Raw genomic sequence first — 18,326 nt, 5'->3', positions numbered from 1 at the left:
CCAAAGCCGATAACATTCTGTTACTAATCCCCAATTCCTAATTAAGATCTTAGTGTTCTGCCCACTCTACCGAGTCAAGGTCAATACCTTCTTTGAACATTTCCCACAGCGGGCTTAGTTCACGAAGTTTGGTTACGGCTTCTTTCACGTGGCTGATGGCGTAATCCACTTCCTCATCAGTAGTGAAACGGCTCAAACCGAAACGCAGGGAAGAATGTGCCAGGTCATCGCTCATGCCCATGGCTTTTAACACGTAAGAAGGCTCCAGAGAAGCAGAAGTACAGGCTGAACCAGAAGATACAGCAATGTCTTTCACACCCATCATAAGGCCTTCACCTTCTACATATTTAAAGGAAATGTTGCTTACGTGTGGCAGACGGCTCTCTTTGTTTCCGTTCAAGTAAGACTCTTCCATTTGCAGCAACTCGCGCTCTAAGCGATCACGCATAGCGATGATACGAGCGGTATCAGAGGCCATGTCGGTGCGGCAGATCTCGGCGGCTTTGCCTAAACCTACAATACCAGGCACGTTCAGAGTACCGGAACGCATACCGCGCTCGTGTCCGCCACCGTCCATCTGGGCAGTAACTTTCACCCGTGGGTTTTTACGGCGTACGTACAAGGCACCAACGCCTTTAGGTCCGTACATTTTGTGACCGGAGAAGGCCATCAGGTCAATACCGTCGGCTTCTACGTCTACCGGAATTTTACCAACGGCTTGGGTAGCATCTGAGAAGAAAAGAACGCCATGCTTCTTGGCAATTCTTCCAATCTCTCTGATAGGCTGTACTACACCTACCTCGTTGTTACCATACATGATAGAGATCAGGATGGTCTTGTCGGTGATGGCGGCTTCCAGTTCTTCCAGGTTAATCAAGCCTTCTGAGTCTACCTGCAGATAAGTTACCTGTCCGCCTAGTTTCTCAATGTGCTTACACGTATCCAACACTGCTTTGTGCTCAGTAGTGGCCGTGATGATATGGTTTCCTTTAGAGGCATACATCTCAAACACACCCTTGATAGCAAGGTTGTCTGACTCCGTAGCGCCTGAAGTGAAAATCAATTCCTTGGGGTTACAGTTGATCAACGCCGCGATCTGCTCACGGGCATAATCTACCGCTTCTTCGGCGGCCCAGCCGAACGGGTGGTTACGGGACGCAGCGTTCCCGAAATGGTTAGTGAAGTACGGCAACATGGCCTCCAACACGCGCGGGTCCATGGGCGTGGTGGCATTATTATCTAGATAAATCGGAAATTTCAGCATCTTCGTCAGTAGTTTTCCTTTGTTGGCTTATCAAAAAAACAGATTTTCTCTCCAGTTAGTTTGATTTACACGCAAAAATACACAAAAATCGTCATTTAGAATACCTTTAAATAAACCGTATGCATGTAGAACATATTGGCATTGCCGTGAAAAATTGCCAAGACGCAAATCAGTTATTTGCCAAATTGTTAGGTGCAGAGCCCTATAAGGCCGAAAAAGTGGAAAGCGAAGCCGTAAACACCTCCTTTTTTCACGTAGGAAACACCAAAATCGAGCTTCTGGAAGCCACCGCCGAGCACAGTGCCATTGCCAAGTTTATTGAGAAGAAAGGGGAGGGAATCCACCACATCGCCTTTGAAGTGGAAGACATTGTAGCCGAGATGGAGCGCCTCAAAGCCCAAGGTTTCCAACTCCTGAACGAGGCCCCCAAACGTGGCGCCGATAACAAACTAGTCTGCTTTGTACACCCAAAATCAGCCAACGGGGTCCTGGTGGAATTGTGCCAGGAGATTAAAGAATAGTGGTTTTGATTGTTTTAAGGCTGTTTTTGGTGAAACGGGCTGGAAACGGAACGGGCGCAGACGCTCGCAGGTCCCCCGGACGCTACGAGGTCTTTTGAGTTGGCGGGAAGGTGGTTTTTAGAGCTCCTGATATTTTGTTAGTAGATATTCATTTTCATGAATTGCCATTCCTTGTGTCTTTTTCCCTAGCACTATCCTGAAAGATACCAAGTGTAAAAGAAGTATATGGAAAAGACAGGCCGTTGAGTAGGCAATGTCGCATACTCAAAAGACCTCGTAACGTCCGAAAGACCTGCGAGCGTCTGCGCCTACTGCCGTGCAAGCAAAAAGGTCCCTTTCGTTTTAACCCCGCTTTCCCAAAATTAACCCTAAACCACGTTTCCACGACTTTCCGCTTTGCTGTAGTAGGGCAGTGAGGCGCTTCATTTGCCAAAGGCACCGGCTTCGTCTACCTTTGCAGCCTCATACGCAGCCGATTGGCGAAGGCGCATGTGCCTCGTATAAAAAAGAATCAATTCAATGCCCATGACTACCCCGGATATTACCCTTCCTGAGCATCCCGTTTTTTCCGTAGTGGCCCAAGCCGCGAAGGAGTTGAATACCGAAGCGTACGTCATCGGCGGTTTTGTAAGAGATTTGGTACTCAAACGAGCATCAAAAGACATTGATGTGGTGTGCATTGGCAGCGGAATTGAGCTAGCTCAGTTAGTAGCAAGCAAACTTCCCAATAAACCTAAAGTAGCCGTGTTCAAGAACTTCGGGACGGCAATGCTTAAAACTGAGGATGGCTGGGAAGTAGAGTTTGTGGGCGCCCGCAAAGAGTCTTACCGATCTGATTCCCGGAAACCGGAGGTGGAGCAGGGAACGCTGGAAGATGACCTCAACCGCCGCGATTTCACCATCAATGCCATGGGCATCAGTCTGAACGAAGGAAGTTTCGGGGAGTTGATCGATCGGTTCGAGGGAATGAAGGACCTGCGCCGAAAGAACATCAAAACGCCGTTGGAGCCGGGTATCACCTTTTCTGATGACCCGCTGCGGATGATGCGCGCCATCAGGTTCGCCTCGCAACTGAACTTCGACATCGACCCAGATACGTTTGACGCCATCGGGGAGAACAAGGAGCGCATCAAGATTGTGTCGCAGGAGCGGATCACCGACGAACTGAACAAGATCGTGCTCTCCAAAAAGCCTTCCTACGGCTTCAAGCTGCTGTTTCAGACGGGTTTGCTGCACCTCATCTTCCCGAAGATGGTGAAACTGCACGGCGTGGAGACCATCAACAAGAACTCGCACAAAGATAATTTCTACCATACCCTGCAGGTGCTAGACAACGTGGCTGAAGTCTCTGATGACCTATGGCTCCGCTGGGCCGCCATCCTGCACGACATCGCCAAACCCGAAACCAAGCGCTACAACGAAAAAGTAGGCTGGACTTTCCACGGCCATGAAGACCGCGGTGCCCGCCAGGTGCCCAAGATCTTCGCAGATCTAAAGTTGCCGCTGAACGAGCACATGAAGATGGTGCAGAAATTAGTGAGGCTTCATTTAAGACCCATCGCGTTGGTGAAGGAAACCGTCACTGACTCGGCCATTAGAAGGTTGCTTTTTGAGGCAGGAGATGACATCGATCTGCTCATGCAACTCTGCAAAGCCGATATCACCTCAAAGAACCACGACAAAGTGAAGCGGTATCTGCAGAACTTTGAAAAGGTGGAACAGAAGCTGAAAGAAGTGGAGGAGAAAGACAGCCTGCGTAACTTCCAGCCAGTAATCACCGGCGACTTGATTATGCAGACCTTCGGGATTTCACCTTCTAAGGAGGTGGGTGTCCTGAAAAATGCCATCACCGAGGCTATTCTGGAAGGTGAGATCCGGAACGAATATGAAGAGGCGTTTGCGTTTCTGCTAAAGCAAGGGAAAAAGCTGGGGTTAGAACCAGTAGTTTCTTAATCTGCAACTACATCTAGCAACCAAAGATTTGGAACCCGATAAAGTTAATAAGCAGAAAGTAAAAAGTGGGCTAGGGTTCCTAGTATTAACTATTGGTATGTTGGTTGGGTTAGGCTTGTTAGGGATCTTGACTGAATGGAATGAGCGGCAAGGACCAGATAATGGCTTCATCAACTTTCTGTCTATTTTGCTGTTTCCCGGCTTTATTTTATATGTGCTAACTACCGGAGATATTCATGGTTGGCAACCAGGGCCAATCGGACAAACTGGAAGAGTGATGGTCACAGTTTTAGGATCTTGGATATTTTGGTCAGTGATTTCTTACCTGATAAATAGGAAGAGGAAGTAAACTAATCTAATCCTCGAACAGAGGGAATACAGGAATCCGTTTAGAGCCTGCTTTCCTTAAAACAGGCTCTAAACGGATGCTTCTTATTTTATCGCTTGGTTCTTTTTGCTCAGAGCACACTTTAACGCCTCGGCTTGCATAGGAACGTGGTTGCGGCCCACCACCGCCAGTACTCGTTCTCCCCTGAGAACTGCCTCTGAGAGCAGGCGGTACATGTGTAGATCTCGGTTCTCGCTGTTAAGCCGGTTGATTTCATGGGTGAATTTGCCTCCTGTTTCCTGGCCATCTCCGGTAGGGGTGAACCAGTTGGCCGGGGCCTCCCACCAATTGGCGGGCGAGGTCCAGTATTTTTGGTAGGCCACCTGCAGAGAAGCCACATCTGGAATCACCTGGTCAAAGCCTTTGATCATGGAATTTGCCTTAGGCAATAATTGTCCTATCGCAGCTTTGAGCTGTTCTTCATTTAAGTTCTTGCGGTCCCGTAGGCGGCTGGCTTCCCGCAGAAGGAAAAACAGTTTTACCTGCTCTTTGCTAAAACGGCCCGTTTTCAGGAGTTGGTCTACTTCGTCTTGGGGCGACATCTCCAGGGATTGGGTTTTGATCCCATCGGCTTGGGCCAGGAACCGCACAAACCCAGATTCTCCCATTTCCCGGATGGTCTCATCCTCTGAAGGGGAAGTGCCTCGGTTTGGGCCTTCAAAAAAGACCAGGGTGGGTTGTTGGATGTCCCAGGTCATTTCTATTTGGGCAAACTGTTCATGGACAGGATCGGTGGAATGAGACGCCCCGATGTACTGTAAATTTCCGCTCTCCGGCGTTCCCAAAGACAAGGTCCACTGGGTAGAACAGGTTTCCTTCCAGTCTTTGTAGGACAGCAATCTGCTGTCGCACTCAGAAGCCGCGGGTTGAGCCATGCTTCGGGAAGACAGGAAGAGAAGAAATAGGATGGGTAGTAGGCGTAGGAAAAGTTTCATGGTGTTTTGCCTTTAGATGGATTATCAAAAAGAGGATAATGACCTGCACATTCTTTACCCTTAGAACCGATGCTTTTTCGAGCACCTCTATTTTCTAAGCAACACTGCTTCCTCCACCACTTCGCCGTTCTCCCGAACCACCATTTTAGGTGTTTCTTTGCCCCGGATGAACTCAAAGGTGAGGTCGCGATCCTGGGCGAAGAACCGGTTGCTGCTCTCAGGGAGGAGGGCCATCTTCTGGCCTTTGGTCAACAACACCAAGGCATTGTTTTCCTTTTTAATGGTGAGTTTCCCGGCTTTGGGACCGTCGTATTCCCCGGTGAAGTGACTCAGGGTATTACTTGGCACCTGAATGGCTTTTCGGGCATTACGGTAGGGCACGGGGCCGTGGTCATAGCTTAGAACACGGGCCATTTTCCAGGTGCCGTCTTTCAGAAGCCACAGGTTGGAAAATTTTGCCTGTCCGGCGAGGATCTCTTTCTGCCCCTTGGTCTGGTTGTAAAACAGGTGGTCACCCGAGATGATGGCGCCGTACAGGCTATCTCCTTTGTGCAAGGGGTACACTTTTATGGTTTTCCGCATCGGTTCTCTTCTCACCCTGAAATTCTCATTACCGCACAGGTTCTTCTGGACGCTGGAAATGAAATCAGTTTTACCCAGGGTGATGCCGCCTTTGTCATGGTAAAACTCCAGGTCATCGGTGACAAACTGTTTCATTCGCTCGGTGTCGCAGTGATTATAGGTAACCCAGAAAAGGCTGTCGGCGGGGAGGAGGGTTTGGGTAAAATTGGGTTTCTTCGTTTGGGCCGCAGTTTGGGAAAAAGAGGCCAAAAACATAGCCACCACCAAAGCGGCCATGGGAAAGATCTGCTTTTGCATAAAAGGAATGCGTTTGGAGAACTGAAGTCTAAGTCAGGAACAGAGCTCACTGGAACGTGAGGGAGGAAAGGCTGATTAGCGTAGGAAAATTCAGCACCTTAGAAGTCAACGCAAAAGAGGGGAAAGAAAGGAGGACTTTGCCAGTAGCGCGTCCTCCTTATACAAAAGCTTCTCAAGAAATCCAGAAAGAGAGCTTTTGGTGTCTATCTGTTTAGGCCTGTTTTAGCAAAACCGGCCCTAAACAGCACTTATCTGCGGCGGCTAATGCGAGAGCCGCCAGACTGGTTCATTTCTACTTGTTGCACCTCGCCCAGATATTGGACTGAGCTGGCGCCACTGGCATCGGCTCTCAGGTGTTTCTGCACATTTACCACGCTTTGGCTTGCGCCGCTTACGTCTACAGAAGCGCCCTGGGCCACTAACTGCGAAGCCTCAATTCTGCTGGCGCCGCTTGCATCAATGGAGAGTTCGTCAACAAAACCTTTCAGGTTGGTTCTTGCAGCTCCGCTCAGGTCAATGTCCAGATGGCTGGTGCTGATATTGATAGCCAATTCGCTGGCTCCCGTTTGCTTGATGGAGAAGTTATCTGGGGCAAACCCGATGATCTCGGCTTTGGCGGCTCCGCCGAAGTCAACTGAATTCAGGTCTGGGGTTTCCACCTCAATGAGAACAGCGTTTTTGTTTGTATCCCAAAGGCGGAGGAACTCACTTTCACGGTTGATCTTCAATACGCCGTTCTGCACGCGCAACTGCAGCTTCTCCAGTTCACTTTCTGATCCGGTTACCCGAACAGAGTGGCGGGGAGACATCCGTACTCTGATGTGGTAGGCGCCACCGGCCTCAATCTCGCTGAAATCCCGCACGTTGTAGATCTTTGAGATGCCCGCGTATTCGTCTTTCAGAATGGTTAAGTCATCGTCTAATCCACCGGCAGGGCGTCTGGTTGATGTTCCGGCGGTGGTGTCTACCACGCTGCAGGTAAGGCATCTGAGGCGTCCGTTTCTCATCTCCCAGGTGTTGCCCGCCAGGTCACCAGAGTAGTATTCGCCGTTGGTGATCTCATCCGAGAAGTGGTCAGCGTATCCTTCAGAGAACCGAAGCTTCTTGCCCTCGGGAATCATCACGGTCAACTCCAGGTTCTGATCCCGGAAGATGGCGTTTGGCTTGAAGGTGAACGCATCATCGAACCGAATCACCGAGTCTTGCTGCACCATTTTGTAGGCAATCATCTGGGCGTTCTTGATAGCGTCTTCCTCATTCAGGCCGTGTGATTTGTAGGTCTGCACCACTTTAATGTCGGTGCCGTTGTATCCTTCCAGCCGTACGTTCATGCGGTGTCCGTAGCTGTGGTTCGTGTCTCTGATGTTGAAAACCATGGTAGGATAGGCAGCGGCCGGGAACGTCTGTTCGGTGGCGTATTCACCAGATTCCTGGAAATGACGCGCCGTTAACGCGATACCGCTAAGCAAGGCAGCCACGGCCAGAAGCCATACGCCCAGCATGGACCAACCCACGGTGGGGCGCAACAGGAAGCGTCTCGCCAGCAAGCCCACACCCAGCAAGAACAGGAGCAAGGCTGGAATGATACCTGCGAAGAATGCAGCCCAGATTAACCAGGAAGGCACCGCATTTAAGAAAGCCGTTACCGGAATCTCGCCAAAGTTGACATAGTCAGGCTGATCAAAGATGCCTAATCCGGTCATAAGAGCGGTAAGCAGGGCCACCATAAAGGCTCCGGAAACCACCATCATCAAGAGGCCGGCAAATACCCGCACCAACGTTATCAGAAAGCCCAGGATCGGGTTCAATATTCTGGACAAAGCCTGGATGACCTGAGACACCAAACGTACCGGGAACAAAAGGACTTTGGCTAAGGTGCTCTCCTGCCCGTTAGCGTCCTGCATGTTCAAGTTGTTTTTAACCGATTCTTCTATACTGGAGAGCGTGACGGGGTTTCCCTGCATTTGCACCCGCTCTGTTATGGTTTTGGCCTCAGGAACAGCAATCCAAAGGATGATATAAGGGATAAGCCCGAAACCACCAACCAGGAACAGCACTAGGAACAGTAACCGGATGATGGCTACATCTGTGCCGAAGTAGATGGCCATACCGCTGGCAACTCCACCCAGTTTCTTGTCTACCGGGTCACGGAACAGTTTGCGTACGGGTACATCTGGCAAAGCGGCGTTTTTAGGCAAAGCCGCCCAGCATATGGCATAAAGTATAACCCCAAATAAGGTAAAGCCACCGGTAAACGGCACACCTAACACCAGCACCACAAAGGCCAGTCTTACCCAAAGCGGATCCATTTGCAGGTAATTGGCGATTCCTGCGGCCACTCCGGCTAGCATTTTGCGGTTTATGTCGCGGTAAAGGCGTTTATGCTCTTTAGGGGCAGCCTCAAACGTAGGCGGGGTGGTGTTGCCGTGTGCTCTGGCGGAGGCAGCTTCGGCCTCTTCGGCTTCCACGGTTTCAAAATCGGCGATGGTTCCCATCTGAGCGATGAGCCCCTGCACGTCTTCGCGGGTGATGACCTGCTTGCCAGGGTTCAGGCGGGCGAAGAAGATCTCCGCGATGCGTGACTCAATGTCTGCCACAATCTCCTCGTGCCCCTCATACGTGGAGAAGTACGTCTTTATGGCGGCAAGGTACTGGCTCAACATCTCGTAGCCGTCTTCCTCCACGTGGAAGATCATGCCTTGCAAGTTGACACTTATATTCTTTTTCATGGCTAGTTGGATTTCTTGCGGTTGATGATGAAGGTGGTGGAGTCTACCAGTTCCAGCCAGGTAAGGCGGAGTTGCTCTAGAAACTCGGTACCGGTGGTGGTGAGTTTGTAATACTTGCGGGGTGGCCCTGAGGTGGATTCCACCCAGGAATAGTCTAAGAGGCCGGCGTTCTTCAATCTGGTCAGTAATGGGTAAAGCGTCCCTTCCACTACAATCATCTTGGCAGCAGTCAGCTCCTCCAGCATGTCAGAGGCGTAGGCCTCTCCGCGGGCGATGATTTCCAGAATGCAGTACTCCAGAATCCCTTTCCGCATCTGCACTTGTGTGTTTTCTACTTTCATGGTCTGTGAGTCTGAATTATTGATACAAATATATAAGAAGGTACTATGTAAAACAAGGTACTGGTGAAATTTATTTTTTGTTGTTGTTTAGGAGTGGAAAAAGCATGCGGGAAGTACTGAAAGAGGCTTTGCTTTCAATAGGCGGGGAACAAAGAAGAAAATAGGAGAATAATGGAACAGAACTTGCTCAGAGAGTGTATTAAGCGCTAAAGTAATGTTGTTATAATGTAGGCGGATAGCACTATCTTTACATGTTAATTCCGTATATGACGTATAACTATATTTTATGGTCAAAAAACTAGTACCCCTCTTTTGCCTTCTTACTTACCTCCTTTTTCCTGATCCTGTCCAGGCTCAGAAAATCTCTGCGCCAAAGTACAGCAACGAATTCCTCAATATTGGGGTAGGGGCCAGAGCCCTGGGGATGGGTAGCGTGCAGTCAGCCATCGTGCGTGATGCCACCGCCGGTTTCTGGAACCCGGCTGGGTTGGTGGGTTTGCCCAAACGCCACAATGCCGTGTACATGCACTCTGAGCTTTTCGCCGGCATCATCAAAAACGACTACGGTTCTTACGCCACTAATCTGGACTCCACCAGCGCGCTGGCTTTCTCGGTGATTCGGGTGGGGGTTGATGACATCGCCGACACCAGACGTCTTCAGAATGAGTACGGCGCCATTCAGTATGACAGCATTGAGTTCTTCTCCGTGGCTGATTATGCCTTTCTCGCTTCCTACGCCCGCCAAAGCAACCTCATCAAAGGCCTTACTTTGGGTGCGAGTGCTAAAATCATCTACCGCAACGTAGGAAAGTTCGCCAACGCCTGGGGCTTCGGGATCGATGCCGGTGCCCAACTTCGTCGGGGGAACTGGCAATTTGGTTTGATGGCCAAAGATATCACCACCACCTTTACTGCCTGGAAACTGAACCCCGATGAATTGGAAGCCACCTACCTGCAAGAAGAGGAGTCGTTCAACGCCAACAGCATAGAGGTAACCCTGCCTCGCCTGATTCTGGGGGTTGGCCGTTCCTTCCAATTCGCCAATAAGTTTTCTGCCCTGGTAGCCACTGATCTGGAAGTAACCACCGATGGGAAAAGAAATACGTTGATTTCAAGCGGAGTGGTATCTGTTGACCCAAAAGTAGGTTTGGAGGTAGGTTATGCCAATTCTGTGTTTCTGCGCGGAGGTTTCAATAACGTGCAGGAAATAGAAGACCTCAACGGAAAAAGCAGTTGGAAAGTGCAACCCAACTTCGGGATAGGCGTGGCCACTCGCGGCCTGCAATTGGACCTTGCCTTGTCCAAAGTTTCCGACAATTCCCAGGTCTCCTCCGTGATTGTTTCTTTGGCCTATAGTTTTGATTGATTTTCGTGTGCGAACCTTTATGAAGACACCTTACTCCTTTAAGTATTTTCTTTTAGCCACTTTCTTTTCTCTTGTTCTGCTGGGTTCCACCCAACATGCCTCAGCGCAGCAGGTGGTCTATGGAAATGAGTGGATCAACTACAGCCAGAAGTACTACAAAATAAAAGTGCCCACCACCGGCATTTACCGCTTAGACAAAGCCTATCTGCAAGCCGCCGGCATCAACGGGGTAGACCCGCGTAACTTCCAACTCTACCGCCGCGGCCAAGAAGTCTCCATTCATGTGGAGGGCGAGGCAGACGGTTCTTTTGACGCCAATGACTTCATTGAGTTTTATGGGGAGCAGAATGACGGGGCCCTGGACAAGGAGTTGTATAAAAATCCCGAACATCAGGTTAATCCATTCTACAGTCTTTATACAGATACAGCTGCCTATTTTTTAACTTGGTCAGGTGCTGGTGTGAAGAATCGTATGCAAATTCAAAGTACTTCACCAACCGGACTCACAGCTGAGCCTTGGCTATGGCAAACTCGCTTGGTTCAACTTACTGATCAATACTCTAGGGGTAAACGATATGGAGAGAATTACATGTCTTGGTCAGATGAAGGTGAGGGTTTTATGTCAACTTCCTCTTCTGGTACCCGCAATGTGACTGTTGACGGTATTGTCAATTTAAATAGCCAAGGCTCTAAACCTAATGTTGAAGTGTCAGTTGCAGGCTCTAATGCTACTGTCCCAGACGTGGAGGTGTATGCTGTGAATGGTTCAACCTCAAGATTATTGGGAAATGTTCAAACTGCTTTATACTCTTCCGCTAAGCGTACCTTTACGTTGGAGTTTTCAGACATACCAGCTAATGGTTCTCTTGTCATCAGGTTTATTCCGAAAAGTGGGACTGGAGCCTATAGAGTTGCTTATGTGAAGGTTTCATATCCGCAGCGGACTGTAATTTCTACATCTTCACTATCCTTTGCATCTGCAACTACTGGTACTTCAACCCCCTTGTATTATACTTTTGAAGGAACAATGGCAGGGAATGCTATAGGTTATGATGTGACCACCCCTACCAATGTACATAGGATAGAGGGCGTGATGAATGGAACACAGAAAGGGTTTGTTTTTCCATCTACTTCTAATACTCCAAGAAAAGGATTTCTTTGGTCAGGACCGGCCTTGATTCCGTCATCAGTCCAAGAAGTTAAATTTAAAACTTTTGCTAATAACGCTGCAGAATATATAATTGTTACCCATAAAAGGCTGATGCAAGCGATTGGATCTTCTTCTAATCCGGTTTTAGAGTACGCTTCTTATAGAGCATCGATAGCGGGAGGTGGTTATGATACCATGGTGGTTGATGTCAATAGTATTTATGACCAGTTTTTTTATGGTGATAAATCATCTGCAGCCATTAGGCGGTTCATGAAATACATGTTGGCGAATGGTAAGCCCCAGTATTTGTTTTTACTAGGTAAAGGGTTAGAGGCGGATAATATCAATGTAAGGAAAAATCCTTCCTCTCTTGCGTATCAAGATTTGGTGCCCACTGGTGGAACTCCAGGATCCGACGTGTTCTATACTTCTGATTGGGAAGCAGGAAACTATGTACCTAAAGTGGCAACAGGACGTCTCCCCGCAAGTACTCCGCAAGAAGTTTTGGATTATCTCTCTAAGGTTAAAACGCATGAAAGCCTTCCTTACAATCTTGATTGGAGAAAAAATATGCTTCACTTGGTAGGAAGTAGTGGAGAGGAGCAACGTACCCTTCTTTCATATATGCGGGGTTTTGAGCGTATCGCGGAAGGTGTATGGTTAGGAGCTAATGTATTAACTAAAATCAGAAGCTCTTCAGGTGGTTTAGATACACTTAACATTGCCAGGGAACTGAATTCGGGTCTTTCCTTAATTACATTTTTTGGGCATAGCTCTTCTACTGTGTCTGATCTAGATATTGGAAGGGTATCGGATGTGGTAAACGGATATAATAACAACGGCAAATACCCAATGATTTTAATGAACGGGTGTAACGCTGGAAATACCTTTACCAATGGCCGAACTTTTGGAGAAGACTGGTTATTAACAGCCAATAAAGGTGCAATCTCCTTTTTGGCCCATGATAGTTATGGTTATCCCTCCCTATTGAATATCTTTTCTACTAACTTCTATACCACTGCTTATGGAGATTCTTCCTACCTCTCCAAACCTTTGGGTGATCAACATCAGAGGGCCATTGAATTAACCTCAGATCGGATAAGTGGAGAAAATGCCGTTGCGATGAACATGCAAATGGTATTACAAGCAGATCCAGCTTTGCGCTTGATTGGTCCTCAAAAAGCCGATTATGCTGTTGCAAATGGAGGTGCTACCCTTCATTCAGTTGATGGATCTAAAGTAACAGCAAGTTCAGAAAAGTTTATTCTAAAACTAGACATCCGGAACTATGGTAGAGTAAACCTAGATACCTTCTATGTTTCAATAAACAGGAAATTAGAAAATGGGGTGGAATATTTATATGACACAATCAAAGTAGCCCCCATTTACTACCGGGATACCGTACAGGTAGAATTAGAATCTAAGACCCTAGACGGAGCAGGTGTAAATACATTCACCATTGCATTGGATCATTCCAATTTAATCGATGAGCTAAACGAAGAAAATAACGTCTCTACCATTGAATATTTCTTTTCAAAAAGCGGGGTATTGGCTTTAGGTCCCCAGGAGTATTCCATTGTAAAGGACAGAACCGTGAAGTTGATAGCCCAATCAACGGATTTGTTGACTCGGCCGCGCGGATACCAATTTGAAATTGATACCGTTCATACCTTCTCTAGTGCATGGAAAAAATCTCAGGTGGTGCAAGCCGCATTAATGCCATTATGGGAATTTACTCTTCCAGAAAATACAACTTCTAAAGATAGTGCGGTTTATTATTGGAGAGTGCGTTATGAGACTAGTACCAATGAAGAAGATACCCTTTGGACCGCTAGTTCTTTTAGGTACATCCCTGATAGCCCTTCTGGTTGGTCTCAGAAAGGATTTGGCCAGGTGCAAAAAGCTGAAAAGCAGAACCTGGTAGAACAAGTTCAAAGCAAAACGTTCGCATTTGCTCCAACTTTCAGAGTATTTGAGGTAAAAGGCGTGGGCGGAGGCCAACCCTTCAATTATCCACCGTACGGAATCTTCTTAGATAATTTTAAAACCATTGAGGCAGATTGTAATACAAATCGTCCAAACATGATGGCCATAGTATTGAACGATAAAACCCTAGAGCCTTTAGATGCTCCTTCAGGATTTGCTTCAATCTGTGGAACTGATCCAAAGTTTGTGTACCATTTCAACGATTTGAGGCAAGCAGCCAATCTAACCAAACTCGAGAACTTTCTAAACACTATCCCTGAAGGATACCATGTAGCAATGGTTGGGATGAGCAATGTTCCTTATTCTACCATGAGTGCGAGTCTCAAAGCAGCCTTTAAGACAATTGGCTCCTCCTTGATTGATCAGCTAATTACGGGTGATCCCTTTGCAATCGTCGGTCGGAAAGGAAGTGCCCCCGGCACTGCCACTGAGATGAGTTATACTCCAACTGATCTTACTCCTCGGAACATGCAGACCGTGAGGATAGAGAAACAAATCAATTCTCAGGAATCTCAAGGTGGTTTAACCTCCACCATCATCGGGCCGGCCAAAGAATGGAAGTCGCTGCATCACCAGATGAAATTGGAGCCATCAGACAGCTACCAGCTAGATGTGATAGGGGTTGACCAAAATTCGCAGGAAACCGTTCTTTCTTCTAATGTAACTTCCTCAAACTTCAGTTTAGCGGGAGTAAGCGCTACTACGTATCCATACCTGAGATTGAAACTGACGTTGAAAGACGCAACGCAGAGAACGGCTCCTCAGCTGAAAGAGTGGACCGTGTTGTACGAGGGAGTTCCGGAAGGGCTCATTCGTCCTGATTTGGTTGGGCTGGATAAGTATGAAAAGCTCTCTGAGCAGGCGGCCAACGGTGAAGTAAATCTGCGGTACGCTTTCCACAATATCAGTCAAGTGAATTTTGATGATTCACTTACGGTAGAAACCACTCTGTTTGAGGAGAACGGCGTAAAAACGGTAAAAACCTTTAAGGTGGAGGCTTTGCAAAAAGAAGACACGGTTTTCTTTAACCATAAATTCTCTACCCTGAACATGAAAGGAGCCAATAGACTGCGCGTAACGGTAAACCCACGGATTCTACCGGAGCAATCCTACTTCAATAACACGTTGGAGGTGCCTTTCAATGTAAGCCTTTCCGCGGGGATGCCTCCGGTGCTGGATGTGGTTTTTGATGGGGTACGAATCCTGGATGGTGACATCGTTTCTCCAAGCCCTTTGATCAGCATGGTCCTGAAAGACAACTACCGCAAAATCCCGATCACTGATCCAGCTTCCATGAAAGTGTACCTGAAGAAGGACGGGGGCCAGTTCGAGGAAATTGATGTTAGCACTGATTCTAAGATCCAGTGGTATCCGGCCGATGATAAAAACGATTTCCGGGTAGAGTATCACCCCGAAAAACTGGCGGACGGGAAGTACACGCTGGAAGTACAAGGGTTTGACGCCTTAGGTCAACGGGCCGGAAGCGAGCGGTACAGTGTGAACTTTGAGGTAGTAAATGCTTCCACCATTACCAGCTTCTATCCGTACCCTAACCCATTCTCGTCAAAAACCAGGTTCGTTTTCACCCTGACGGGCAGCTCTGTTCCTGATAAGATGAAGCTCCAGATCATGACCATGACGGGTAAAGTGATCAGGGAGATCCAGAAAGAGGAACTAGGGCCGATCAAAATTGGCAACAACGTGTCTGAGTTCGCCTGGGACGGAACCGATGAGTTCGGGGACAAACTGGCTAACGGCGTGTACCTCTACCGGGTGGTGATGGAAAACAGTGCCGAGGAAACGAAACACCGTTACACTGCCGGAGACAAAGCCTTTAAGAACGGCTACGGAAAGATTTACATCCTGAGATAGAGAGAGCGATTTGAGGCTATTTTCCCTTAATCGGCTTTAAGATAGAACACCTAATAAATAAAACGCCTGCTGTTTGTACAGCAGGCGTTTTATTTATTAGGGATTAAGAATCTAAATGTGGAATAGGCTAATGTTTAGTTAGCCAGCCATTAACGAATCATTTTTTGTTTTAGACCTGTTTTCACGAAAAAGGCTGTAAAACAAGGCTGGGAACCCGTACCTTTTAGTTCTTGCTGAAACCAGCTTTCCTTCTAAAAGTGAAAAAGGTAAACGGATAGGCATGGCGTTCGTCGGGGAGGTGTTCTTCCTGATCGGTGACTTCCCAAGCATCTGCCTCTAATTCGGGGAAAAAGACATCGCCTTCAAAGGATTCATGTACCAGGGTAAGATACACCACTTCGGCCAAGGGCAGGGCTTGTTGGTAGATTTCGCCGCCGCCCACTACTAATACGTTCTCATCTAAAGCAAGGCCTTGTTGCAAGGCTTCCTCCAGCGAAGAAGTAACCAGACATCCCTCAGGAGCGGCATAATCAGGTTGACGGGTGACGATGACGGTGGTGCGGCCCGGCAAAGGTTTCCCGATGGCCTCGAAAGTTTTTCGGCCCATCACCATAGGGTGTCCCATGGTCAACTTTTTGAAATGCTGCAGGTCTTTGGGCAAATGCCAGATGAGTTGGTTGTTTTTCCCGATGACGCGGTTCTCCGCGATGGCTACTACTAAGGCAATCATACAGTTGGTTGAAAAGTGAAACCCCGCAGAAAGTCCTGGATCTTCATCCGCTTTTTACCTTCCATCTGCAATTCTTCAATGGCATAAGCGGTTTGGTGGCCGCATTGCAGATGCAGGTATGTTTTGTTATCAGTGGTGAAAGAGCCGGGTTCTGTTTCGGCGGCGTTTTCCAGAACTCGGCCCGAAAACACCTTGAATTGTTTGTCCTCCAGAACAGTCCAGGCCGCTGGGTACGGCGAAAGGCCACGCACGAAGTTGTGCACCTGTTGGGCGGATTGCTCCCAATTTATCTGACAGGTCTGCTTGAAGATCTTGGGTGCCATGCGCAATGGTTCCTCGGGTTGCGGCTGCGGATACGGCTGTACGCGTTCCTCAGCGATGGCATCCACGGTCTCTAACAAAAGTTCAGCACCGGCGTGTTTCAGCTTTTCGTACAGCGTCCCGAAGTTGTCTTCTGGTTCAATGGCTACTTTCTTTTGCAGGATGATATCGCCGGTGTCAATCTCGTGTTGCAGGAAAAAGGAAGTGACACCGGTTTCCTGGTCACCGTGGATGAGCGCCCAGTTAATGGGGGCGGCTCCGCGATAATGCGGCAGCAAAGAGGCGTGGATGTTCAGGGAACCCATGGCTGGCATGTTCCAGACGGCTTCGGGCAGCATCCTGAAGGCTACAATCACTTGCAAGGAGGCGTTATAGCTTCTGAGTTCTTCCTGAAAAGCGGGATCCTTGAGGTTGGTGGGCTGAAGCACGGGAAGGTTGTGCTGCAAGGCAGTTTCCTTTACTGGCGAGTGCACCAGTTTGAGGCCACGTCCGGCGGGTTTATCTGGGGCGGTGATGACGGCCACCACGTTCCAGTTGTTTTCCACTAAGGCTTGGAGGGCGGGCACCGCAAAGTCAGGGGTGCCCATAAAGATAATCCGGAGGTCTTCTTTCCGCATGGTTTATTCAAAATCAGGGTAAAGCAGGTACTGCTTGCGCATTTTTTTGTAGGCTTCCAGCTCTGGTTTCCAGGATGCCCGAATCTCTTTTTCGCTCATGCCGGCCATAATCTGCTTCTGCAGTTCATCGGTGCCGGCCAGGCTTTTGAAGAAGTTGTTGAAGAATTTCTCCTTTTGCCCTGATTTCTGATAAAAGTCGAGTAAATAGCTCAGGGTGAAGTTCTCTTTCAACTGCAGTTTGGTCAAATCTTTTCCGAAGCACACCTGGTTTTTATAAGGCGGATCCATGGACATACTAGGAATAGGCACCGGAGTAAAGGAGAAAGATTTGTCCGGGTAATACGGGGCCCCAATCACCTGAAACGGCGTCTGCGTGCCGCGGCCCTGGCTCACAGTCGTTCCTTCAAACAGGCAAAGGAACGGGTATAGCTTGATGGATTGGTCGTTGGGCAGGTTGGGCGATGGCTTAATGGGCAGAGAATAGAACATCTTATGGGTGTAGCCTTTCACCGGAATGGTCTTCACTTGCGCCTGCACGTCGTTTTTAAGCCATTTTTCGCCATTGATCATCAAAGCGTACTCGCCTAGGGTTAAGCCGTGCGCAATTGGAATGGTGTTCATGCCCACAAATGATTTGAAGGCAGGCTTCAGCACAGGGCCGTCAATGAGATAGCCCACTGGGTTGGGGCGGTCCAGTAACAGCATGGGTTTATTCTGCTCAGCGCACGCCTCCATTACGTAATGCATGGTGCTACTATAAGTATAGAACCGAACGCCCACGTCCTGGATATCGAAGAGGAGCACATCTACGTTCTTCAATTGCTCCGCCGATGGCTTTTTGTTCTTGCCATACAGCGAAAGAATGGGAATGCCGGTTTTGGAATCAGTGGAGTTGCTGATGTGAGCCCCGGCATCGGCATCGCCCCGGAACCCATGCTCCGGTGCAAAGATCATGGTAATGTTGACGCCGCGGCTCAGAAGCGTATCCACCAGGTGCGTTTTCCCAATGGTGGAGGTTTGGTTTACCACCATGCCCACGCGTTTGCCCTGCAGGTACGGTAAATATAACTCTGTCTGCTGTGCGCCCGTTAGGAGAGGGGCCTGTACAGCCGGGCCCGAGGTTGCCTTAGTGGTAGGAGCCTGGGTGCTTTGAACAACCGGACTTGCCGAAGAAACAGATTCCGCTTGTTTGCAACTGGCCAGCGTGGCACAGAGCACCGCCGTACGGAGGAGGAGTGAGAGCATAGGTTTAGTTTAAGAACAGATAGCTATCT

General features: G+C 48.6%; 13 protein-coding genes. 5 read left to right on the top strand and 8 right to left on the bottom strand.

Annotation, left to right across the window (positions count from 1 at the left end):
• Positions 1-49 precede the first annotated feature (49 nt).
• Positions 50-1,264 (bottom strand): IscS subfamily cysteine desulfurase, encoded by a 1,215-nt coding sequence (locus EFB08_RS12365; protein ID WP_317125597.1) that lies wholly within the window; start codon positions 1,262-1,264, stop codon positions 50-52.
• Between the two features lie 119 nt (positions 1,265-1,383).
• Between EFB08_RS12365 and mce the strand changes: the two genes are divergently transcribed.
• The 3 genes from mce (at position 1,384) to EFB08_RS12350 (ending at position 4,087) form a co-directional block, all read left to right on the top strand.
• The gene (gene mce, locus EFB08_RS12360; protein ID WP_123127278.1) at positions 1,384-1,785 is read left to right on the top strand and encodes a methylmalonyl-CoA epimerase; all 402 of its coding nucleotides are present in this window, start codon (positions 1,384-1,386) and stop codon (positions 1,783-1,785) included.
• A gap of 525 nt (positions 1,786-2,310) precedes the next feature.
• On the top strand, positions 2,311-3,738 hold the full coding sequence (locus EFB08_RS12355; protein WP_123127277.1) for a CCA tRNA nucleotidyltransferase: 1,428 nt from the start codon (positions 2,311-2,313) through the stop codon (positions 3,736-3,738).
• A gap of 28 nt (positions 3,739-3,766) precedes the next feature.
• Positions 3,767-4,087: a hypothetical protein gene (locus tag EFB08_RS12350; RefSeq protein ID WP_123127276.1), complete on the top strand. Its 321-nt coding sequence runs from the start codon at positions 3,767-3,769 to the stop codon at positions 4,085-4,087.
• An 83-nt stretch (positions 4,088-4,170) separates the two neighbouring features.
• On the opposite strand, the gene EFB08_RS12345 is transcribed toward EFB08_RS12350, so the two are convergent.
• From EFB08_RS12345 to EFB08_RS12330, 4 genes are all read right to left on the bottom strand, one after another.
• Positions 4,171-5,061: a hypothetical protein gene (locus tag EFB08_RS12345; RefSeq protein WP_123127275.1), complete on the bottom strand. Its 891-nt coding sequence runs from the start codon at positions 5,059-5,061 to the stop codon at positions 4,171-4,173.
• Between the two features lie 87 nt (positions 5,062-5,148).
• Positions 5,149-5,940: a nuclear transport factor 2 family protein gene (locus EFB08_RS12340; protein WP_123127274.1), complete on the bottom strand. Its 792-nt coding sequence runs from the start codon at positions 5,938-5,940 to the stop codon at positions 5,149-5,151.
• Positions 5,941-6,188: 248 nt separating this feature from the next.
• Positions 6,189-8,669 carry a PspC domain-containing protein gene (locus tag EFB08_RS12335; RefSeq protein ID WP_123127273.1) on the bottom strand — a complete coding sequence of 827 codons (2,481 nt, stop codon included), beginning with the start codon at positions 8,667-8,669 and terminating at the stop codon, positions 6,189-6,191.
• 2 nt (positions 8,670-8,671) lie between these two features.
• Positions 8,672-9,010, bottom strand: a complete 339-nt coding sequence (locus EFB08_RS12330) for a PadR family transcriptional regulator (RefSeq protein WP_123127272.1) — start codon at positions 9,008-9,010, stop codon at positions 8,672-8,674.
• A gap of 286 nt (positions 9,011-9,296) precedes the next feature.
• Here EFB08_RS12330 and EFB08_RS12325 point away from each other — a divergent pair, with 286 nt between their 5' ends.
• Both EFB08_RS12325 and porU2 read left to right on the top strand, forming a co-directional pair.
• Complete coding sequence (locus EFB08_RS12325; protein WP_125077730.1) at positions 9,297-10,376, top strand: putative type IX sorting system protein PorV2; 1,080 nt, start codon at positions 9,297-9,299, stop codon at positions 10,374-10,376.
• 19 nt (positions 10,377-10,395) lie between these two features.
• Complete coding sequence (gene porU2, locus EFB08_RS12320) at positions 10,396-15,384, top strand: putative type IX secretion system sortase PorU2 (protein ID WP_123127271.1); 4,989 nt, start codon at positions 10,396-10,398, stop codon at positions 15,382-15,384.
• Positions 15,385-15,607: 223 nt separating this feature from the next.
• Here the strand turns inward: porU2 and EFB08_RS12315 are convergent, their stop codons facing one another.
• The 3 genes from EFB08_RS12315 to EFB08_RS12305 are packed head-to-tail and all read right to left on the bottom strand — an operon-like array spanning position 15,608 to position 18,297.
• Positions 15,608-16,114 carry a dihydrofolate reductase gene (locus EFB08_RS12315; protein ID WP_123127270.1) on the bottom strand — a complete coding sequence of 169 codons (507 nt, stop codon included), beginning with the start codon at positions 16,112-16,114 and terminating at the stop codon, positions 15,608-15,610.
• Positions 16,111-17,052 (bottom strand): methionyl-tRNA formyltransferase, encoded by a 942-nt coding sequence (fmt, locus tag EFB08_RS12310; RefSeq protein ID WP_123127269.1) that lies wholly within the window; start codon positions 17,050-17,052, stop codon positions 16,111-16,113. The genes EFB08_RS12315 and fmt overlap by 4 nt, the downstream gene beginning before the upstream one ends.
• A 3-nt stretch (positions 17,053-17,055) precedes the next feature.
• Entirely contained in the window at positions 17,056-18,297 is a 1,242-nt protein-coding gene (locus tag EFB08_RS12305) for an exo-beta-N-acetylmuramidase NamZ family protein (RefSeq protein ID WP_123127268.1), read from the bottom strand.
• Positions 18,298-18,326: the final 29 nt, after the last annotated feature.

Origin of the sequence: Rufibacter latericius (assembly GCF_003721515.1) — a bacterium.
Lineage (GTDB): Bacteria > Bacteroidota > Bacteroidia > Cytophagales > Hymenobacteraceae > Nibribacter > Nibribacter latericius.
The sequence above is the reverse complement of the archived record's forward strand: the minus strand, read 5'-3'. Positions and strand labels throughout refer to the sequence as shown.